We start from the raw sequence: 17,868 nt of genomic DNA, 5'->3' as shown, positions 1-17,868 counted from the left end.
GTGCTGCGACCAAGCCGCCACACGGTCGTCGGCCGGACCGTATTCGCCCACCCCAGCGGCCGGCACGTCCGACCCGTGCTGCACACCGCGACGGCGCGGATCTTCCTGGTCGACCTCGACACCGCCGCACGGCTCGCCGGCGAAACCACGCCCACCGGCTCCGACACCGCCGACCAGCAGTTCCACGACCTCGGGCTGCTGGTGGCAGCCGACGCCGACGAGGCAGGCGAGGTCGTCGCGGCGTCGCGGACCGCCGCCGCCACCAGCCGCCGGCGCGAGTTCGTCGTCATGCCCAGCGCGTACTGCAACATGGGCTGCGGCTACTGCGGCCAAAGCCACGAACGTACCGTCACCGCCACCGCGCATCGCACGATCCTGGCCGAGCGTGTCGCCGCCGCAGCCGCCGGCGGCCGGCACGACTCGATCAACGTGCGCTGGTTCGGCGGCGAGCCGATGATGGGCTACGCCGTCATCCGGGACCTGTCGCGGCGGTTCATCGACGCCGCCGACCGGGCCGCGGTCGCCTACACCGCGCTGATCGTCACCAACGGCACCCTGCTGGACCTTCGCAAGCTGCGAGCACTGCACCACGAATGCCGTATCGGACGGGTCGAGGTCACCCTCGACGGGCCTGCCGACCTGCACGACACCACCCGGCCGCTCAAAAACGGCGCGGGCTCCTTCGACCGGATCACCGCGGTGCTGCGCTCCGCGCTGGACGCACCCGACCTGGCGGGTCTGCAGATCTCGATCCGCACCAACGTCGGCGTCGGCAACGCGCACCTGGCCGACGAGACGGCCGCCGCGTTCGCCGCCGCCGGGCTGGCCCACCCGCAGGTGCAGTGCTATCCCGCCCCGGTTCATTCCTGGGGCAACGACGTCAGCGACACCGCGCTGGCCCGGCAGGACATGGCCACCGCGGAGCTGTCCTGGCTGGCTGCCTACCTGCGCCACGGGCTGCGGACCGCGCTGCTGCCCGCAACTCCCAGGGCTGTGGTCTGCGCGGCGGTGACCCGGCACAGCGAGGTGCTCGCACCTGACGGGCGCGTCTACAGCTGCACCGAGCAGCCGCTCGTGCCGGGGCACGACGACCGGCATGTGACCCGGCTGGCGACCCTGCCGGTCGTCGCCCTGCGGCCGGCTGGTCTGTTCGACGACTGGTACGACGCCGTCGACGCGGGCGAGACCGGGTGCCGCGGCTGTGCGATCCTGCCGCTGTGTGGCGGGTCCTGCCCGAAGCTGTGGCGCGAAGGCGCCGTGCCGTGTCCGCCGCTCAAACTCAACGTGCGCGAGCGCCTGGACCTGTACGCCCGGTCGGTCGGTTGCCTGCCTGTCGGTGACGCCGGGTCTCATGAGACCGCCGCGCCCGCCACCGCCCGGCCGGCCGCGGCCGGTTCGGGTGCCCACCTGCCGACCAGGTCGGCGTAGGTCGGGCTGGACTCCAGTAGCTGCTCGTGGCTGCCCAGGTGCGCGCAGGCGCCGTCGAGCAGCAGGATCCGCCTGGCCCGGCGAGCCGACGCGATGCGGTGCGCGATGACGACCAGCGTGCCGGCCCGGCCCGCGAACGCCCGCTCGGCCTGTGCCTCGGCGGCCGGGTCCAGGTGGCAGGTGGCCTCGTCCAGGATCACGACCCGGGCAGCCGACACGTGGACGCGCCCCAGCACGAGCAGTTGGCGTTCGCCGTTGGACAGTTCGGTGCCCGGGTCGGTGAGCTGCCCGTCGTATCCGCCGAGCCGGTCGATCAGCTCCGCCAGGCCCAGTTGGGCGACGCTGTGGTCGAGGTCGGCGGTGGTGGCCCAGGGGTTGAGGTAGCACAGGTTCTCCCGGACCGTGCCTGCGAACACGTATGCCTCCTGCGGCACCAGGGCGATCGCGGCGCACCGGGTGGGCTCGTCGAGTTCACGTACCGGCACGCCGCCGAGCCGCACGTCGCCACGGCCCGGCATCTGCAGGCCCGCCAGCAGGTCGGCCAGGGTCGACTTGCCGATCCCGCTGGCACCGACGATCGCCAGGTGCTCGCCCGGCGCGACGGTCAGGGACAGGTCCCGGATCACCGGTGCGGCGTGCGGGCCGTAGGCGAAGGTCAGCCGGTCCACGGTCAGTTCCTGCCCTGCGGGGACGGCGGTTGTGGCCGCGGCTGCGGGAGGTGGTGCGCTCACCTGCGCCAACCGGGTGAGGGTGACCCCGAGCTGCGCCCACAGGCCGCCGACCATGCCGGTCAGCATCTGCAGCGCCGGCAGCAGGTATCCGGTGACGTAGGTGGCCGCGCCGACGAGCGCACCGGCGCTCAGCGCGCCGGCGGCGACCAGCCGCGGCCCGGCGATCAGCAGCACCAGCAGCGGCGCGTATCCGCCGAGCAGCACCAGCAGTGAGCGCGCGGAGCCTGCCAGCGCGACCTTCGCGGTGATCCGGGCATAGTCGCGGGCCGCGGTGTCGACGGTGGCGACCGCGTGCGGTTCGGCGGCCAGTGCGACGATGTCGCGGGCGGCGACCAGAACCGTCCCGGTCTGCGCGGCGAGTTGTTCCTCGGCCAGCAGCAGCCGCATCCGGCGGCGTTGCAGCGCGCCCAGCGCGAGCGGGTAGGCGGCCAGGGCCAGCAGGAACGGCGGCAGTACCAGGGCAGCGGCGGTGGGGGTGAGCGCCACCAGGCCGCCCATCGCGGCGAGCAGTGTCACGGTCAGGGGCCGGGCGGTGCGCAGCAGTGCTGCGGACAGGTCGCGGACCGATTCGGCCTGGCGGGTCAGTCGTGACACGGCGGCGGCGTCGGCGGGTCGCCCGGCGGCGGCTTGGCGCAGTGTGGCGTCGACCAGGCGGCGTACGAGCGCGTCGCGCAGCGGTTCGACGATCTGCGCCAGGTGCGGGAACATGGCCCGTTCGGCGAAGGCCCGCACGAGGTACAGCGCGCCGAGCGCGGCCAGCCACAGCAGCCCGTCCAGGGGTCGCCCGGTCAGGAAGCCGCGGTCGAGGGCCTGGGCGGTGATCCAGCCTGCGGCCAGTGCCGGGGCCGCTTCAAGGACGGACCAGGCGGCGATCCGCAGCATCGGGGTGCGGCTGCCGTGCAGCCCGTGGCGCAGCAGCCGCCGGCCGTCGGTGGTGAGGACGCGGTCACGCATGGCTGGTCTCCGGTTGGGCGGTGGCCTCGGTCGGCTGCTGGGGGCTGTCGGCGAACACGGCGCGGTAGTCGGGGTCGTGCCAAAGGTCGGCGTGGGCGGCGACGGCGCGTATCCGGCCGGCGTCGAGCCAGGCCACGAGGTCGCAGCGGGCGGCGGTCGCGGCGCGGTGGGCGACGATCACGCGGGTGCGCCCGGCCAGCCGGCTGGTGATCGCTTGGCTGACCTCGGCCTCGGTGACGGTGTCCAGCCCGGAGGTGGCGTCGTCGAGGATGTACACCCGGGCGGGCCTGGCGAACGCGCGGGCCAGGCCGAGGCGCTGGCGTTCGCCGCCGGACATCGGGGCGGCGTGCAGTTCGGCGGCGTATCCGCCGGGCAGGCGGCCGATGAAGGTGTCCGCGCGGGCGGCTTGCGCGGCCGAGGCGACGTCGGCTGCGCTCAGGTCGGGGCGGCCGTAGGCGATCGTGTCGTGGATGGTCGTGCCGATCAGCACGGGTTGGGCGAACGCGTATACGACGGCGCGGCGCAGTTGATCGAGCCGGATCTCGTGCACGGCGACGCCGTCGAGGGTGACCTGGCCGGAGTCCGGGTCGAGCAGTCGCCCGATCAGCGCCGCGGTCAGGCTCTTGCCGGCGCCGGATCGGCCGACCAGCGCCAGGCAGGTGTCGGCGGGGATGTCGAGGTCGAGGTCTTGCAGCAGCGCCTGGCCGTCGCGGTGCACGGCCACTCCGCGCAGGCTGACCGCGCCCGGGCCGGCGGGCAGTGGCCGGGTGCCGTCGGCGGGGGCGGGTTGGGCCAGTGCGTCGGCCAGCCGCCCGGCCCCGGCGCGGGCGTGGGCGATCTCGAACAGGGTGTCGATGTGGTCGAACGCGCCCGATGCGATGGCCAGGTATCCGGTGATCGCCAGCAGCTGCGCGGGTGCGATGCGCCCTGCGGCTACGCCCAGGCCGGACACGGCCAGCACCAGCACCTGGGTCAGCGGCAGCAGCAGCTGGAGCTGCCAGACCGCGCCGCGCTGTAGTTGCCACACCGTCCGGCCGGCCGCCGACAGCTTCGGCAGCGGCCGCAGCACGCGGGAGATCTCGGTGGCCACGGTGCCCGAGGCGCGGATCGTGCGGGCGCCGGTCAGGGCGGCGAGCAGGCCGTGGGAGATCTCGGCCTGGGTCTGGTAGTAGCCGTGCTGGGCGTCGGTCGTCTGGCTCATGAACCGTCTGGCGATGGCGAGCACGACCGGGACGGCCAGGGTGAACACCAGCCCTGCCCGCCAGTCGATCCAGAACAGCGCGACGAGTGCGGCCGCGGAGCCCAGGGTGGACACGGTGAGGCCGGCGATCGTCAGCGGCAGGTTCGCGGTGCTCGGTGCCGCCTGCAGGACCCGTGCGACGGCGTCGCCGGCGGGTAGTTGGCGCCGCGAGTCCAGGGTGAGCAGGTGGGCGACGGTGCGGGTCTGCAGGCCGACCGCGCTGCGTCCGGCGGTCGTGGCGGCAAGCTGTCCGAGGGTGAGTTCTGCGGCCGCGATCGCGATCAGTGTCAGGCCGAGCCAGGTCACGGGCCAGGTGGTGTCGCGCGTGCCGAGGACGGCGGCCAGCGCGGCGGCGAGCAGCGCGGGCACGGCCAGGACCAGTGCGACCCGTGATGCCATGAGGGTCACGAGCAGGATCAGCCGGCTGCGTACCTCTGCGGCGGTGTGCCACAGCAGCCGGGTTGCGCCATCGGTGTGCACGTACGTCTCCTTCGGACCGGTTCCGGTTCGTCAACGGCGGGCATGACAGGTGCGGGCCGAGCCCGCACCTGTCATGTATCGGAGCGGATCAGTTCTAATCGCCACCGGTCTGGAAGCACGTCACGCTGCACGACTTGACGCAGCTGACCGTGCACGGTTGCACGATCAGAAGCGCTTCCTCGGCACCGAACAGCTGCAGAGCTTCGACGTCGAGCTCGAGGTCCATGCCTATGTCCCTTCATCGGCTGGGGTGACCGGTGCGGGTCGGGCCCGCACCGGTCGTTGTGCGCGGCAGGTCAGTACGTGCCGACGGAGACGTCGCAAGATCCGGGGCACGTGTTGGTGCATGTGATCAGGCAGCTGGTCGTGCACCGCTGGATGATCAGATGGGCTTCTTCGCCGCCGAGCAGCTGCAGGGCGTCGACATCGAGGTCGAGATCCATTCCTCACCTCCTTTCATCGCTGGCAGCGGCCGGTGGCGGCTGCGGTCAGTACTGCGTCACGTAGCAGCTCACGCCGCACGAGGTGTTGCAGCTGCCGCCGCCGCAGGTAAACGTGCACTTGATGATCTGCAGGTCGGCCTCCTCGGCCTCGAGCAGCTGCAGCGCGTCGACGTGCAGCTCCCACTGGGAATCCATTCGTATTTCACCTCCGTCCAGATCAGAGACAGTCGGGTTCACCTCGCCGTCGACCCGGTGCTGCTGACGCAGGCGTCGTGTCGGGCGAGGAAATCGGTGACCTGCTCGGCGACCCGGTCCCCGGCGGTGCCGGAGATCGCCAGGTGGCCGCGGTCGTCCGGTTCGCGGTAGGTGACGGCGGGATGCCCGTGCTCGATCAGGTGTCGCACCAGGTGCCGGGACTGGTCGACCGGGATCGTCTCGTCGCGCCGGCCGTGCACGATCAGCACCGGGCACCGGATACGGTCGGCGAGCCGGTCCAGGTCCCGCGGCCCGAGTTCGTCGGTGAGCGGGGTGTGGGCGCGCATGCGGTCGATCAGGTGCCGGACGGGATCGCCGGCTTGGGCGTACAGCGACGCGGCGGACCGGAACGGGGCCACCGCCACGCACGCCGACCACGCGTCGGGCTCGGCCGCGGCGGCCAGCAGCGCGAGGAACGCGCCGTAGCTGCTGCCGTACAAGGCGGGGCGTTGCGCGCCGGGCGCACGGCCCGCGGTCAGGTGCTCGTTGAGAGCGGTGACGTCAGCCAGGTCAGGGCCGCCCCACGCGCCGTGGATCGCGTGGGCGTGCGCCGGGCCGTAGCCGGTGCTGCCGCGCTGGTTCGGCGCGACCACGGCCAGTCCCGCCGCGGCGAAGGTCTGCAGCAGCGGGTCGTAGTCGAGGCTCCACCGCGACTGCGGTCCGCCGTGCAGGGCCACGACCACCCGGTCGCTGGTGCGCCAGTCTCCGTACACGACCGCTTCGATCGGCCCGGCCGGGCCCGGCAGCGTCACGGTCTGCGCCGCGTGCAGGCCGGGCACGGTGTCGGCGCGTACCCGCAGCCGGGTCTGGCCCGCGGGCAGCCAGCCGAAGTCGGTCGGCAGTGTCGGGGCCGAGCAGGGCAGCCACAGCCCCTGCGGCGGCCAGGCTGCCACCGGCACCAGCTGCCCGGCGGGGACGTCGGCGAACACGGCCGAGCCCGCCGTGGTGTCGAACAGGGCGAGTTTCGATCGCGCGCCGGCGGTGACGACGATGGCGAGCACGGCACCGGCCGGGTCCACGGCGACCGGGGTGACCGCGCCGCCGAGGTCGCCGGGCACGTCCAGCAGGTGCAAGCTGCTGCCCGGGGCGGCCGCGACCAGCCCGAGCCGGCGCGTGTCGCCGGTCTCGGCGGCGACGAGGATCTGCCCGCCACCGGCCGCCAGCGCGTGCACAGCCGGTGCCTGGCCGGCGTCCAGCAGCCGGGTGGTCGCGCCGGTGTCCGGGTCGACGGCGACGGGCGTGGCGAGGCCGTCGAGCACGGCGGTGACGACGAGCTGCTCCCCCGCTACGACCGCGCTGCCCAGCCGGCCCGGGAAGCGGGCCACGGTCGTCAGCCAGTCGCCGGTTCCGTTCAGCCGGTGCAGGGTCGAGCCGCCGCCGTCGTCGACGGACACGGCCGCGGCCAGCCAGCCGGAACGGGCCGGTGCGGGCACCAGGCGCAGCGGCACCGTGCTCGTGCCGAGGGCACGGCCGTGCCCGGCCGTGTCGAACAGCGCGAACAGCTGCTGGTCCGGTGTGTGCCAGGACAGGAGCAGCCGACCGTCGTCCAGCGCCACGACCTGCGCCACGGACGCTTCGCACGCGACCTCGGTCCGCAGCCGCAGGACCGGCCCGCCCGCGGTCAGCTCCCACCCCTCGAGGTGCTGGACGCCGTCGTCGTCTGCGGCCAGGCAGCCCGCGCGCAGGCCGTTCGGGGAGAACCGGGCGCCGCCACGCGACACGGTGTGCGCCACGCGCGCGGTGCTCATCGCCGGCCCGCCAGTTCGGCGACCGGTGCCGCCGGGAGCTGTGCGCCGGCCGGTGCGACGTCCGGTGTCCACAGGCGGGGGCCGCCGTCGCGTAGCCGCAGCAGGAACGCCACGACCCCGCTGAGACCGACGCCGAAGTCGGCGACGACCTGCATACCGGTCTCGTCGGGGACGACCATCCGCCCGTCGCGCAGCGCGTGCCGCGCGTACAGGCACTCGGCCAGGTCCGCGGCCCAGCCGTGGTACGGGCCGCCGGCGGCTTCGGCCAGGTCGAGCAGGAACTCGCCGTTGCCGGCCAGCCCGTGGCACACCGCCGACCCGGCGAACCAGCGCGTCCGGTACACCGCCACGGCCGCGTGCTGCGCCAGCTCCAGCACGGCCGCGTCCCCGGTGGCCTGCCACAGCCGCACCAGGAACGTACCGGCACCCGACGCGCCGCTGCACAGGTGGTAGAGCATGCCCTCGCCCTGCTTGCCGTTACGGTCGGTACGCCAGCGCGCCTCCCCGTCGACGCGTTCGGCGGCCGCGGCCAGCGTCGCGCCGGCCTGCCGTGCGGCGTCGAGGTAGTCGGCGCGGCCGGTCGCCAGGGCGGCGTCGAGCAGGAACGTGCCCACACCGGCCACCCCGTGGGCGTAGCCGAGGTGGGTGATGCCCGCCAGATCGGAGTCGAAGTCGGCCGGGACCGGCCAGAACACCCCGTCGTCACCGCGTTGCGCGCAGGCGAGCAGCCCGTCGGCGCATTCGACGGCCCGGTCGAGGAACTGCCCGCGTCCGGTCGCGCGCCAGAAACGCAGCTGCGTGAGGCCTGCGCCGGCCGCGCCATGGAACAGGTCGGGATTGGGCCAGCGCACCGGCAGCGCCAGCGCCAGGTCGGCGGCACGTTCGGCGAGCCTGTCGTCGGCGAGCAGGGTGGCGGCCTCTTGCAGCGCCCACGCCGTGCCGGCCCGGCCGAAGTACAGTCCCGGCAGGACCCGCGGCGCGTGGTCGACGCGTTCGTCGATCCATGCGGCGACCTGTGCTGTGGCGGTGCGCAGGTCGTCGCGTCCGGTCAGTTCGGCGGCCCGGGTGAGTACGCCGAGCACGCCTGCGGCGCCGTGCTGGACGTTGCAGGGGTCGTTGGTGCTCCCGAAGCCGGTGCTGGGCCACAGCCGTTCGGTGTCGCCGTCGGTCATGGCCGCCAGCAGGTGCGCCAGGCCGTCGTCGATGAGTCGGTCCAGCGGTACCGGGGCCGCGGCGGGCATGTGCGGGTCGTGCGCGGCGGGCGGGTCGGCGAGGAAGTCCTGGAGCCGCTGCAGTGACCAGCGCTGCGCCGGGTCCTCGGCGCACAGGCCGCGGATGGCCGGGGCCAGCGCTGCGACGGTGTGATTGCGGCGGCTGAGCGGGGTGAGCAGCAACTCCAACCGCTCGAGCGCGGGCCTGGCCGTGGGCGTGTCCTCGGCAGTCGCCAGGCCGATGCCGGTCGCGAGGTAGAACAGCATCGCGCCCAGGGAGTACAGGTCGGCTTCCTGCTCCGGCACCGGCCCGTATCTGGCGGTGGTCACGTATTCGGGGGCGCCGAACCCCGGGGTGTGGACGCGCTGGCCCCAGGTGCCCCGCGCTGCGACGTACTCGGGGTCGATGAGCCGCAGGCCACCGTCGGGGCCGACCATCACGTTGTTGGGGCTCAGGTCCCGGTACACCAGGCCGCGGCCGTGGATGTCGGCGAGCAGCGCGGCCAGGCCCGCCGCGACCCGGGCGGCCGTGGCCCAGGGCAGGCCTGTGTCGCGCTCGGTCAGTGCGGAGAACTGTTCCTGGACCCAGCGGGTGAGTGTGGATCCGGGGACGACGGTTTCGACGAGGAAGGTGTGGACGTCCTGGTCGAAGACTTCGATCAGGTCCGGGCCGAGGCCCGACAACGCGGTCAGCATCGCCGCTTCACGGCGCAGCCCGTCGCGGGCGTCCTGGCCGGTGTAGGTGCCGCCGACGTGGGCGCGGGCCTGCTTGACGATGACGTCGTCGCCGGTGTGCTGGTCGAGGGCGCGGTAGACCCCGCCGCGGGAGGAGTGCAGGATCGCCTCGCGGACGACGTACCTGCCGTTGAGGAGCACAGACTTCGGCTGGGCCGGTGCCTTGCCCGGCCGGCCGGCCGGGCCGGGCAGAGGCAGCGCAGCCCAGGACGGCGGGCAGAACCACGGTTTGCGCAGATCCTCCACGGCGCCGCCGTCCGGCGCCTGCAGCCGTACCTGCTGCACGCCCTCGTTGCTCAGGTGCGGCACGCCTTTGAACGCGCCGTAGCGGTAGTAGACGACACCGCCGGCGCGGTAGGCCCGGTCCGACAGGATCGCCGGGCCGGGCAGCCCGGCCGTCGCCCGGTCCAGCAGTTCGGCCAGCTCCCGGAACTGGTCGTCGTCGCGGGGGTAGGCCGCTATGAACTTGCCGCACTGCGCCCGGTCATAGCGACCCGACGTCACTTCTTCGAGGATCTCGGCTTGCATGACGAACTTGAAAGCGCAGCCGTGTCGTGCCAGGACGGTGGCGGCGCGGTGCAGGACCTCCGGGGCAGACAGCGGCGTCGCCGACAGGTGGAGTTTCCAGCCCTGCACGCGTGGGGTTGCGTCGTCGGGGGTGACCCGGCACCAGAAGTCGTCGTCGGTCATCGCCCACTCTCGACCGTCCTGCTGCTCAGCCAGCACCGCCCGCACCAGCGCCTGGAACGGGAATCCCGGAACTCGACCTGACTCGATACGCGACACAACCACTCCCCACAACAGAAGGATGTCCCTCAGATCTCAGACGTCCAAAATAATTAGGATGCCTTCTTGCGTCAAGCCGCAACCACACAGGACGGCCTAAGAGGGCGTCTGATTCACGAATTTTGCGAGTGATGCCGGTTCAGGTGTCTCGCCAGGTTGGGGTGTTTTCGCCGGTGGCTCGTCTGGCAAGGCTGTCGATCATCGCGACGAGGATCAGGCTGGTCGAGTTGTCGGGTAGGGCTTCGTAGTCGCGGGCCAGGCGTCGGTGCTGCATGATCCATCCGATCGTCCGCTCCACGACCCACCTGCTTTGACCACGGAGAACCCTCTGATCTGGGGGTCCTTGGTGACAACCTCGACGTCGATGCCCAAGGTGGTGCCGTGTTCGATGACTCGGTTCTTGAATCCGGCGTCGACCCAGGTCTTGGCCAAGTCGGGGTGGGCGGCTTTGGCCTGGTCGAACAGGTCGATGCCGATGGTGTTGTCGCTGGCGGCGGCCGTGGTGACGATGACGGCCAGTAGTAGTCCGAGGGTGTCGGTGACGATGCCGCGTTTGCGTCCGACGATCTTTTGCCGGCGTCGATGCCCTGGGTTTGCAGCGGGACGTTGGTCGATGTCTTCACGCTCTGGATGTCGATCACGCCGGCGGTCGGGGTGGCCTCGCGCCCGGCCTGGGTGCGGACCAGGCCGGTCAGGTCGTAGTTGAGCTGGGTGAAGATGGCGTCGTTGGTCCAGGCTGTGAAGTAGTGGTAGCGGGCAGTCCAAGAAACGACCATTCGGTCGCCCAGTCCGTGTTGGGTCTTAAGCATCGCCTCAACGAGGAGGGCTGCGTGACGGCGCGCTCCGTAGATTCATGGTCCATATCGGGATGTGGTCGGACGACTCAAGATAGGCCCCGGTACAGCGTTGAGCACATGTCAGCAGATGACTTGGCAAGATTTTGGCAATCATGGAACCAGCGCCGGTCAGGCGTCCAGGCGAGCGCCTCAGATCGGCAACAGGTCAAGATCACATTCGACCCGGGAGCCGCGCGCCCAGCGGGCGACGAACTCGTGCTCGCCGAGCAGCTCCTGCCAAGCCGACGAGCATGCGTTCGCGCGGGTCATCGGCTGGTTTGCCGACGCCGATCAGGTCCAGGGCCAGGTTCGTGCCGGCGGCCAGGGTCTGCGGATGCTGGGCGCCGCGCGGTCACCGCGAGGTCGTGCGCCGCCTGAGACGCCCTCACCGCGCCGGCCCGTCGCCGGTCAGCGACAGATCTGTCGCGTGATCGACCGCGGTCGGCGATCGCGTACGGGTGGCTCGCTGCAGTCGCGCGCTGACGCTGCCGGACAGATCCGGTGGGAGGTTAACGTCGACTCCACGATCTGCCGAGCTCATCAACACGCCGCCGGTGCCCGCAGGGACGGCGGCCAGCAGAAGGAGCCGCCCGGCGGGGTGAGGACCGAGCCCGCTGATCACGGTCTGGGCCGGTCGCGAGGCGGTTTCTCGACAAAGATTCACTTGGCCTGTGAGCAGGGGCAGAAGCCGCTGTCTGTGGTGATCACGCCTGGTCAGTACGGAGACTCACCGCAGTTCATCGCGGTCCTGGAGGCTATCCGAGTTCCGCGACAAGGTCCGGGCAGGCCGCGCACCCGGCCGGTCGTGGTCCGCGGTGACAAGGCGTACTCATCGCGAGCCAACCGCGCCTATCTACGCCGCCGCGGCATCAAGGCCACCATCGCCGAGCCCGCCGACCAGGCCCGCAACCAGAAGAGACGCGGCCGTGCCGGTTGGCAGGCCTCCGCTTTCGACCGCGACGACTACAAAGCCCGCCACGCGGTGGAGTGCGGCATCAGCCGCCTCAAACGGCACCGGGCGGTGGCCACCCGGTACGACAAGCTCGCCGTGCGGTTCGAAGCCGGCGTGCACGTCGCCGTGATCAACGAATGGCTCTGACCGGCCGGGCGATTACATGCAATCCTGGACCCTCTACCAGCGACGAGGGACTGTGATGGCAGCGGAGTACTACCACGCCGACACCGAGAACGGCGACTACATCGTCGACCCGTCCGAGGACGCGCTGTTCATGCTGATCGAGGACCTCAACGCCACCGACAACACGTTCCTGACCATCGAGCCTCCCGGCGAGGAGCCCGCCTGGTACGCGTCGGTGTCACTGCTGGAAAACGGCGTCTACGAGGTCGAACGCAACCACCCTGAACGGCGCATCCACGAACTCACCACCGAGACCGACCGCGGCAAGATCGCCAAAGACCTCACCATCTGGCTCGCAGCCACAGGCCGCTTCACCAGGCAGTCAAGCACCGCCACCGACTTCTGAAACACGGACTAGACCTTCGCCAGCTCGGCGACACTCAGGCGGCGCACCGCCAACCGTCGACAGTCATGCGCGTGAGCGCCAGCCTGACCGTCAGCAAGTCCGGCGTCTTGCGCATCCTGCACCGCCTCGGCGTGGGCCGACTGCCCGCCTCGCAGCGCCACAAACGCCACGACCGGCGCTGGAAGCGCTACGAGAATCAGCCCCCCGGCCACCGGATCCAGGTCGACGTCAAGTTGCCTCGAGCCGTTGCCCGGCAAGCGCTTCTCCCAGTTCTACTTGACAAGGCGACGCACGGCAGGCATGGACGGGATGACCGTTGGCTGCCGTCCGGCCGCAGGTCCGGAAGCATCGCGGTCCGGCTACGCCTGCAGCGCTGCGCCGGACTTGCGCTCAAGTGCGGTTGAGCTCCTAGCCTTGGGCAGCATGACCTACGTGATCGCGCTGCCATGCGTGGATGTGATGGACAAGGCATGCCTCGACGAATGCCCGATCGACTGCATCTACGAAGGCGACCGGATGCTGTACATCCAGCCCGACGAGTGCATCGACTGCGGCGCCTGCGAGCCCGCCTGCCCCGTCGAAGCCATCTTCTTCGAAGACGACCTACCCGCCGAGTTCACCGGGTACACCGCTGTCAACGCCGAGTTCTTCACCTCGATCGGCTCACCCGGAGGCGCCCCGCGCGAAGCAGGACCCGTCGCGGGCGACCACGCGCTCGTGGCGGCCCTGCCGCCGCAGCTCAACGACAGCACCTTCGCTTGAGGTCACGCCGGATCGTCGCGCTCGCTCGCGTCGTGCAGCCGGACCGGGCCCTGGCCGCGCGCCCGAAGCCGGTCATCCGGGTTGAGCAGATCGCACAGTTTCATGGACAGGCAGCCGCAGCCGATGCAGGCGGTGAGCTGGCGCTCAAGATTGACAAGGTAGCGTCGCTGGTCCGCGAGCTGGCGTTTCCATATCCGCGAGACCCGCACCCAGTCCCGGTGGCTCGGCGGTCCGTCCGCCGGCAGCGTGGTGAAAATCTCCGCGACGTCGGCGAGCGGGATGCCCAGACGGCGGGCTGCGAGAACGAGCGCGATGCGGCGCAGCATGTGCCGCCGGTACAGCCGCTGATTGCCACTGTTGCGCTCGGCCGTGATGAGCCCCCGCGCTTCGTAGAACCGCAACGCAGACGGCACCACCCCGGTACGGGCGACGACCTCCCGCACGGTGAGTAGGTCGTTGGGATGCGAGATCGGTTCCGGTGACACTGCCGCAGCGTAGAACCTCAACCCAGGTTGAGATCAAATCGAGTCATCCGACGGCCGTGTACCAGCAGCGCCACGTCGTCGAGTGCGGCGTCAACCGGCTCGAACGAAACAGGCCGTCTGCCTCCCTGCCTCTACCTCCGCCTCTTTGACGAGGATCGGCGTCCGTGGCCGGAACACGTGGTGTGACACGACGTTCTGGCCACGGACACCGATCGCCTCAAGCGTCGCGAGGCCGCTGGACGGTCACGGGCGCCGGGGGGACGGGGATGGTTTGGGGCTGGTCGACGGGCTGGGTTTCGGGCTGGGCTCGGGGCTGGGCTCGGGGGAAGGGTCGCCGCCGCAGGGCTGGTCCGGGCCGCAGGAGGGTGAGGGCTCGGGGGCCGCGCTGGAAGGGGCTGCCGACGGGGCGGGCGACGCGCCGGCGCCGCGGTCGGGGTCGCCGAGGTTGCCGTCGCTGCCGTCGGCCAGCGGCTGGGCCTTGAGGTTCATCGCCTTGTGCGCGTCGTTCATGAACTGCTCCCAGATCTGCCCAGGCAGCGCCGATCCGCCGATCTTGTCCTTGTCGCGGTCGCGCAGCGGCAGCTCCTCGCGGACGTTGCCGACCCAGACCGCGGTGGCGATCTGGGGGGTGTATCCGATGAACCACGCGTGCGCGTTCTCGCCGGGGAACATCTTCTGGCCGTTGGGCTTGAGGCGGCCGTTCTCCCACGTGCCGGTCTTGGCGGCGGACTGGCGGCCGGACAACGCGTGCGCGCCGGGGATCTGCCGGAGCACCGAGGTGACCTCGTCGGCGATCTCGGCGCGCATCGCCTGCCGGGACTCGACCTTCTCGCCGAGGCCATCGACCGGCTTCCACTCGCCGGTGTCCTTGTCCTTCTTCTCGACCTTCACGACGAAGTGCGGCTTGCGCCAGACGCCGTGCGCGGCGAAGGTGGCCGCGCCGGAGGCGTGGTCGAGCACGGTGATCGGGTACTGCCCGAAGCCGACCTGGTAGCCGAACGTGCTCTTGATGCGGCCGGCATCGGCCCCGGCCAGGCGCATCGGCTTGCCGTCGGTGCCCCAGACTGTGGTGACCCCGGCGCGGCGGGCCATGTCGACGACCTTGTCCTGACCGATGTCCCGCGTGATCTTGTAGAACGGCACGTTGTACGACTTCACCGTCATCTGCTCCAGCGTGCAGAACTTGCCGCAGCTGGCGTCGTTGTCCCGGCCCGCGTTCTGCACGTTGTCCGGGTCGCCGTTGGCTTTGGACAGCGGCGTCGGGTCGAAGTGGCTCTTGATGGAGTAGCCGTCCTCCAGCGCCGCCGCCAAGGTGTAGATCTTGAACGAGGACGCGGGCGGGTGGCCGCCGTACTCCTTCTCGGTGCCGATGGCGTTGCGTCCCGCGTAGTCGACGCCGGTGCCGCTGTTGCCGCCGTAGTACGCGATCACGCGGCCGTTGTTCGGGTCGATCGCGACCGCCGCGGCCATCAGATTCTTCGGCTGGCCCTGCAGCAGGGTGCCCTTGCCGTCGACAGCCGCTTTCAGGGTCTCGGTGCAGGTCTCCTTGCCTTCCTTGGTCTGGCAGGTGCGTTCGAACTGGTGCGCGCGGTAGACCTGGCTCTCCAGCGCCTTCTGCGCGCGGCTGTCGATCGAGGTGGTGATGCGGTAGCCGCCGCTGCGCCAGTCCGGCACGTTCCAGGCGCGCATCTCCGCGCCCACATAGTTGATCACGTTACCGGTGCCGCTGTCCTGGTAGCCCCACTCCCCCGCGTTCTGACCCGCCTTGTACGCCTTCAGCGTCTGGTCCGGATAGGCCGCGGCCGCCCGGTCGGCGGCGCTCAGCCAGCCCATCTCGACCATGTTGTCCAGCACGTACCCCCAGCGGGCCTTGGCCGCTTCGGGATTGTTCTGCGGGTCGTAGCCGCCGTGGTCGTCGCTGGGCTCGGGCTGGCGCAGGACCGCGCCCAGCACCGCCGCCTCGGCCACGGTCAGCTTCGCCGCCTCCTTGCCGAAGAACGCCTGCGCGGCCGCGCCGACGCCGTAGGAGCCGCGGCCGAAGTAGACGGTGTTCAGGTAGAACCCGGCGATCTCCAGCTTGTCGTACTCGTCCTCCAGCTTGCGGGCCATCACCGCCTCGCGCATCTTGCGCGCGTACGTGATCTCCAGGTCGTCGGCGGCGGCGCGGGCGTACTGCTGGGTGATGGTCGACGCGCCCTGGGTCTCGCCGCCGGTCAGGTTGTTCCAGGCGGCGCGGGCGATGCCCGCCAGGTCGATGCCGTCGTGGCTGTAGAAGTTCTTGTCCTCGCCCGCGATCAGCGCGTTGCGCACCGGCTCAGGCAGCGTGCCGATCTGGATCAGGGTCCGGTTCTCCGCGCCCAGCTTGGCGATCGCCTTGCCGTCGACGGACAGCACCTCGGTGTTCTCCTTCAGCGGCAGCTGCTCCGGGCGGGGCACGCTGCTGTAGAACCAGGTGCCCGCGATCAGCCCGACGCCGGACAGCATGACGGCGACGCCGATCATGCCCGCGATCAGCGCCCGCCGACGCCGCGGGCTGCGCTTCTTCTTGGCCACGGGCTGCGCCGTCCCGCCAGCCCGGCCCGCCGGGGACGCGACGCCGGCTCGGGACGCCTGCTCCCTACCCGATACCGGGGCCGGGGCGTCGGCTCGGGGGGCCTCGGCCCGGCCGGTCGCCGACAGCGCGGGCGGCCGCGCCCGGCCGATGACCGGCTCATCATCACCATAGGTAGTCAAGTTTCACACCGTCCCATCCGGATACAGGAATGCTGCCAGGACCTACCCTTGCCGCAGACTAGCCACATCCAGCATGCCCACGGGGACCGCATGACAATCAGTGGCCTACAGGTGACTCCGTCACCACGCTGGCAGCAACGCCGCCGGGGAGGCGCGAATCCGCGCTACCCCCGGCTCCTCACCGGCGGCTCGGCGGTGCCGCTGTTCACCTCGCCTGCGGAGGAGGCATCCTTTACCGAGGCTGCCGGCCTGCTCGAGGGCCTGGTGCGCGCCGATGAGAGCCGGTTCATCCGCCGCCTCGCGGGCCTGGCGCTCCCCGCCAGCGACGGAATCGACATCCGTCACATGGTCGAAGTCAGGCACGAGGAGGTGTTCGCTCGGTTTCGGTCGCGCCAGCGCACAGCCCTTGCCGTCGTCGGCGACGGCAACGATGCGCACGCCCGGCGAATGTACAGGCAGGAAATGCAGGCCGCCGCCGAAGAGGTTGACCAACTCAGCTCCAGAAGTCTGCTGGCCAAGTTCACCGTGCCCATGGCGGTCGGTTGGACTACCGGGGCGATCGTAGTCGGCGTTGCCGGATGGAAAGCAGCCCTCGCGGCGCTGGTCGCCAACTCGGTCATGGACGCGGGGAACGGCCGCGAGCGCCACGCACAGCGAGCACTACACCACCATTACGCCACGTTGTCCGCATCGCCGAACGAGTGATTCCAGCCGATCGGACCGGAGCACACTGCCGAGTCGTGGTCACATGTGGCCTTCGGACGGTGGGCACTCCCATGCCTCAGAGGTCCGCCGTAGGGCCAACAATCGGGCCCGCAGCCATACCGGTCGTTGATCAAGTCAGGGCTGGTGCGGAAACCCACCCTGGGCGGGCAGCTGGGCGGGCAGGTCAACCTGCGTGCGAAGTCCGACACCGACATCACCATGATCTGGTTACTGCTGGTCGCCAGCACCCCGTTCGGGGAGACCGAGCTGGCCCGCCAGCAGGTCGCCGGTGGGCTGCGGGTGCTCGGCGGGTCGAGTCAGTCGGTGCCGTTCACGTTTACCGTGCCCGCGCTCGCGCCGGTCACCAACCTGTACGGGCAGAACCTGCCCGGCGGTGGGATCGGCTTACGCACCGAGGTCGCGGTCGCCTCTGGCACCCAGCCTCGACGGCCGCCTGGAACTTGCCCGCCTAGCCAGGACCGTCGTGCGCCTGGCCACGCTCGACGAGCACGGCCCCACCGGCACCCTTCAGGACGAACACGGGCAGCTGCGCTGGTAGCCGCGCAAGGCCGCGCCCGTCAAGCCGTTCCAAGGGGTCGCGGGCGCGGGCGAGTCCGCCAGAGCAGTACGCCGGACTCGCCCGCGCTCCCTTCTACGTGCCCCGGGGACGGGTGGGCTGGCATCGACTTCATCCTGACCGGGATCACCGCCCGCACCGAGCCGCCCGGGCACGCCGGCCCGCCGCTGTAACCAGACGCGCGCCGGGCGTCAGCGCCGTCGCCACGCAGCGTCGAGCAGGGCCGGCGGGGTGTCGAACTTCTCGTGCGCGGCCAGGTCGACACCGGGTGCGAC

General features: G+C 71.2%; 15 protein-coding genes and 2 pseudogenes. 7 read left to right on the top strand and 10 right to left on the bottom strand.

All coding sequences use genetic code 11. The annotated features are described in order from the left end of the window. A complete protein-coding gene (locus tag AB0B35_RS38585) occupies positions 1-1,428 on the top strand; it encodes a radical SAM protein (protein ID WP_361055822.1) in 1,428 nt (475 codons plus the stop codon). Here the strand turns inward: AB0B35_RS38585 and AB0B35_RS38580 are convergent. The 8 genes and pseudogenes from AB0B35_RS38580 to AB0B35_RS38545 all read right to left on the bottom strand — a co-directional run. Continuing rightward, a complete protein-coding gene (locus tag AB0B35_RS38580) occupies positions 1,350-3,113 on the bottom strand; it encodes an ABC transporter ATP-binding protein (protein ID WP_361055819.1) in 1,764 nt (587 codons plus the stop codon). The genes AB0B35_RS38585 and AB0B35_RS38580 overlap by 79 nt on opposite strands. Next, a complete protein-coding gene (locus AB0B35_RS38575; RefSeq protein WP_361055816.1) occupies positions 3,106-4,833 on the bottom strand; it encodes an ABC transporter ATP-binding protein in 1,728 nt (575 codons plus the stop codon). Before AB0B35_RS38575 ends, AB0B35_RS38580 begins: the two co-directional genes overlap by 8 nt. A 94-nt stretch (positions 4,834-4,927) precedes the next feature. Further along, positions 4,928-5,059, bottom strand: a complete 132-nt coding sequence (locus AB0B35_RS38570) for a hypothetical protein (RefSeq protein ID WP_361055813.1) — start codon at positions 5,057-5,059, stop codon at positions 4,928-4,930. A 70-nt stretch (positions 5,060-5,129) separates the two neighbouring features. Continuing rightward, positions 5,130-5,276: a hypothetical protein gene (locus AB0B35_RS38565; RefSeq protein ID WP_361055811.1), complete on the bottom strand. Its 147-nt coding sequence runs from the start codon at positions 5,274-5,276 to the stop codon at positions 5,130-5,132. Positions 5,277-5,321: 45 nt separating this feature from the next. Then, positions 5,322-5,471, bottom strand: coding sequence for a hypothetical protein (locus tag AB0B35_RS38560; RefSeq protein ID WP_361055808.1), 150 nt, complete (start codon positions 5,469-5,471; stop codon positions 5,322-5,324). A 38-nt stretch (positions 5,472-5,509) separates the two neighbouring features. Then, positions 5,510-7,279, bottom strand: coding sequence for an alpha/beta fold hydrolase (locus tag AB0B35_RS38555; protein WP_361055806.1), 1,770 nt, complete (start codon positions 7,277-7,279; stop codon positions 5,510-5,512). After that, positions 7,276-10,011 carry a class IV lanthionine synthetase LanL gene (gene lanL / locus AB0B35_RS38550; RefSeq protein ID WP_361055803.1) on the bottom strand — a complete coding sequence of 912 codons (2,736 nt, stop codon included), beginning with the start codon at positions 10,009-10,011 and terminating at the stop codon, positions 7,276-7,278. Before lanL ends, AB0B35_RS38555 begins: the two co-directional genes overlap by 4 nt. 139 nt (positions 10,012-10,150) lie before the next feature. Further along, positions 10,151-10,763 (bottom strand): annotated as a pseudogene (locus tag AB0B35_RS38545) (transposase); the annotation flags it as partial. Positions 10,764-11,316: 553 nt separating this feature from the next. Between AB0B35_RS38545 and AB0B35_RS38540 the strand changes: the two are divergent. From AB0B35_RS38540 to fdxA, 4 genes and pseudogenes are all read left to right on the top strand, one after another. After that, positions 11,317-11,946 (top strand): annotated as a pseudogene (locus AB0B35_RS38540) (IS5 family transposase); the annotation flags it as partial. A gap of 55 nt (positions 11,947-12,001) precedes the next feature. After that, positions 12,002-12,331 carry a hypothetical protein gene (locus AB0B35_RS38535; RefSeq protein ID WP_361055802.1) on the top strand — a complete coding sequence of 110 codons (330 nt, stop codon included), beginning with the start codon at positions 12,002-12,004 and terminating at the stop codon, positions 12,329-12,331. A 71-nt stretch (positions 12,332-12,402) separates the two neighbouring features. Further along, entirely contained in the window at positions 12,403-12,735 is a 333-nt protein-coding gene (locus AB0B35_RS38530) for a hypothetical protein (RefSeq protein ID WP_361055799.1), read from the top strand. A gap of 19 nt (positions 12,736-12,754) precedes the next feature. Beyond that, on the top strand, positions 12,755-13,093 hold the full coding sequence (fdxA, locus tag AB0B35_RS38525; protein ID WP_361055797.1) for a ferredoxin: 339 nt from the start codon (positions 12,755-12,757) through the stop codon (positions 13,091-13,093). Between the two features lie 2 nt (positions 13,094-13,095). On the opposite strand, the gene soxR is transcribed toward fdxA, so the two are convergent. Both soxR and AB0B35_RS38515 read right to left on the bottom strand, forming a co-directional pair. After that, positions 13,096-13,578 (bottom strand): redox-sensitive transcriptional activator SoxR, encoded by a 483-nt coding sequence (gene soxR, locus AB0B35_RS38520; protein WP_361055794.1) that lies wholly within the window; start codon positions 13,576-13,578, stop codon positions 13,096-13,098. 243 nt (positions 13,579-13,821) lie between these two features. Beyond that, positions 13,822-16,311 carry a transglycosylase domain-containing protein gene (locus tag AB0B35_RS38515; RefSeq protein ID WP_361055792.1) on the bottom strand — a complete coding sequence of 830 codons (2,490 nt, stop codon included), beginning with the start codon at positions 16,309-16,311 and terminating at the stop codon, positions 13,822-13,824. Between the two features lie 90 nt (positions 16,312-16,401). On the opposite strand from AB0B35_RS38515, the gene AB0B35_RS38510 reads away from it, so the two are divergent. Together AB0B35_RS38510 and AB0B35_RS38505 are read left to right on the top strand one after the other, a co-directional pair. Beyond that, positions 16,402-17,016: a hypothetical protein gene (locus AB0B35_RS38510; protein ID WP_361055789.1), complete on the top strand. Its 615-nt coding sequence runs from the start codon at positions 16,402-16,404 to the stop codon at positions 17,014-17,016. A gap of 144 nt (positions 17,017-17,160) precedes the next feature. Then, the gene (locus AB0B35_RS38505; RefSeq protein WP_361055786.1) at positions 17,161-17,766 is read left to right on the top strand and encodes a sporulation protein; all 606 of its coding nucleotides are present in this window, start codon (positions 17,161-17,163) and stop codon (positions 17,764-17,766) included. Positions 17,767-17,868: the final 102 nt, after the last annotated feature.

This window comes from Catellatospora sp. NPDC049133 (genome assembly GCF_040648455.1).
Taxonomy (GTDB): domain Bacteria; phylum Actinomycetota; class Actinomycetes; order Mycobacteriales; family Micromonosporaceae; genus Catellatospora; species Catellatospora aurea.
This window is presented reverse-complemented; position numbering and strand designations above follow the sequence as displayed.

What these genes read in the sequence shown, in the direction of transcription:
- AB0B35_RS38580 (WP_361055819.1), bottom strand. Translation starts at nt 3,113, where the DNA reads ATGCGTGACCGCGTCCTCACCACCGACGGCCGGCGGCTGCTGCGCCAC.
- AB0B35_RS38570 (WP_361055813.1), bottom strand. Translation starts at nt 5,059, where the DNA reads ATGGACCTCGAGCTCGACGTCGAAGCTCTGCAGCTGTTCGGTGCCGAG.
- AB0B35_RS38565 (WP_361055811.1), bottom strand. Translation starts at nt 5,276, where the DNA reads ATGGATCTCGACCTCGATGTCGACGCCCTGCAGCTGCTCGGCGGCGAA.
- AB0B35_RS38560 (WP_361055808.1), bottom strand. Translation starts at nt 5,471, where the DNA reads ATGGATTCCCAGTGGGAGCTGCACGTCGACGCGCTGCAGCTGCTCGAG.
- AB0B35_RS38555 (WP_361055806.1), bottom strand. Translation starts at nt 7,279, where the DNA reads ATGAGCACCGCGCGCGTGGCGCACACCGTGTCGCGTGGCGGCGCCCGG.
- AB0B35_RS38535 (WP_361055802.1), top strand. Translation starts at nt 12,002, where the DNA reads ATGGCAGCGGAGTACTACCACGCCGACACCGAGAACGGCGACTACATC.
- fdxA (WP_361055797.1), top strand. Translation starts at nt 12,755, where the DNA reads ATGACCTACGTGATCGCGCTGCCATGCGTGGATGTGATGGACAAGGCA.
- AB0B35_RS38510 (WP_361055789.1), top strand. Translation starts at nt 16,402, where the DNA reads ATGACAATCAGTGGCCTACAGGTGACTCCGTCACCACGCTGGCAGCAA.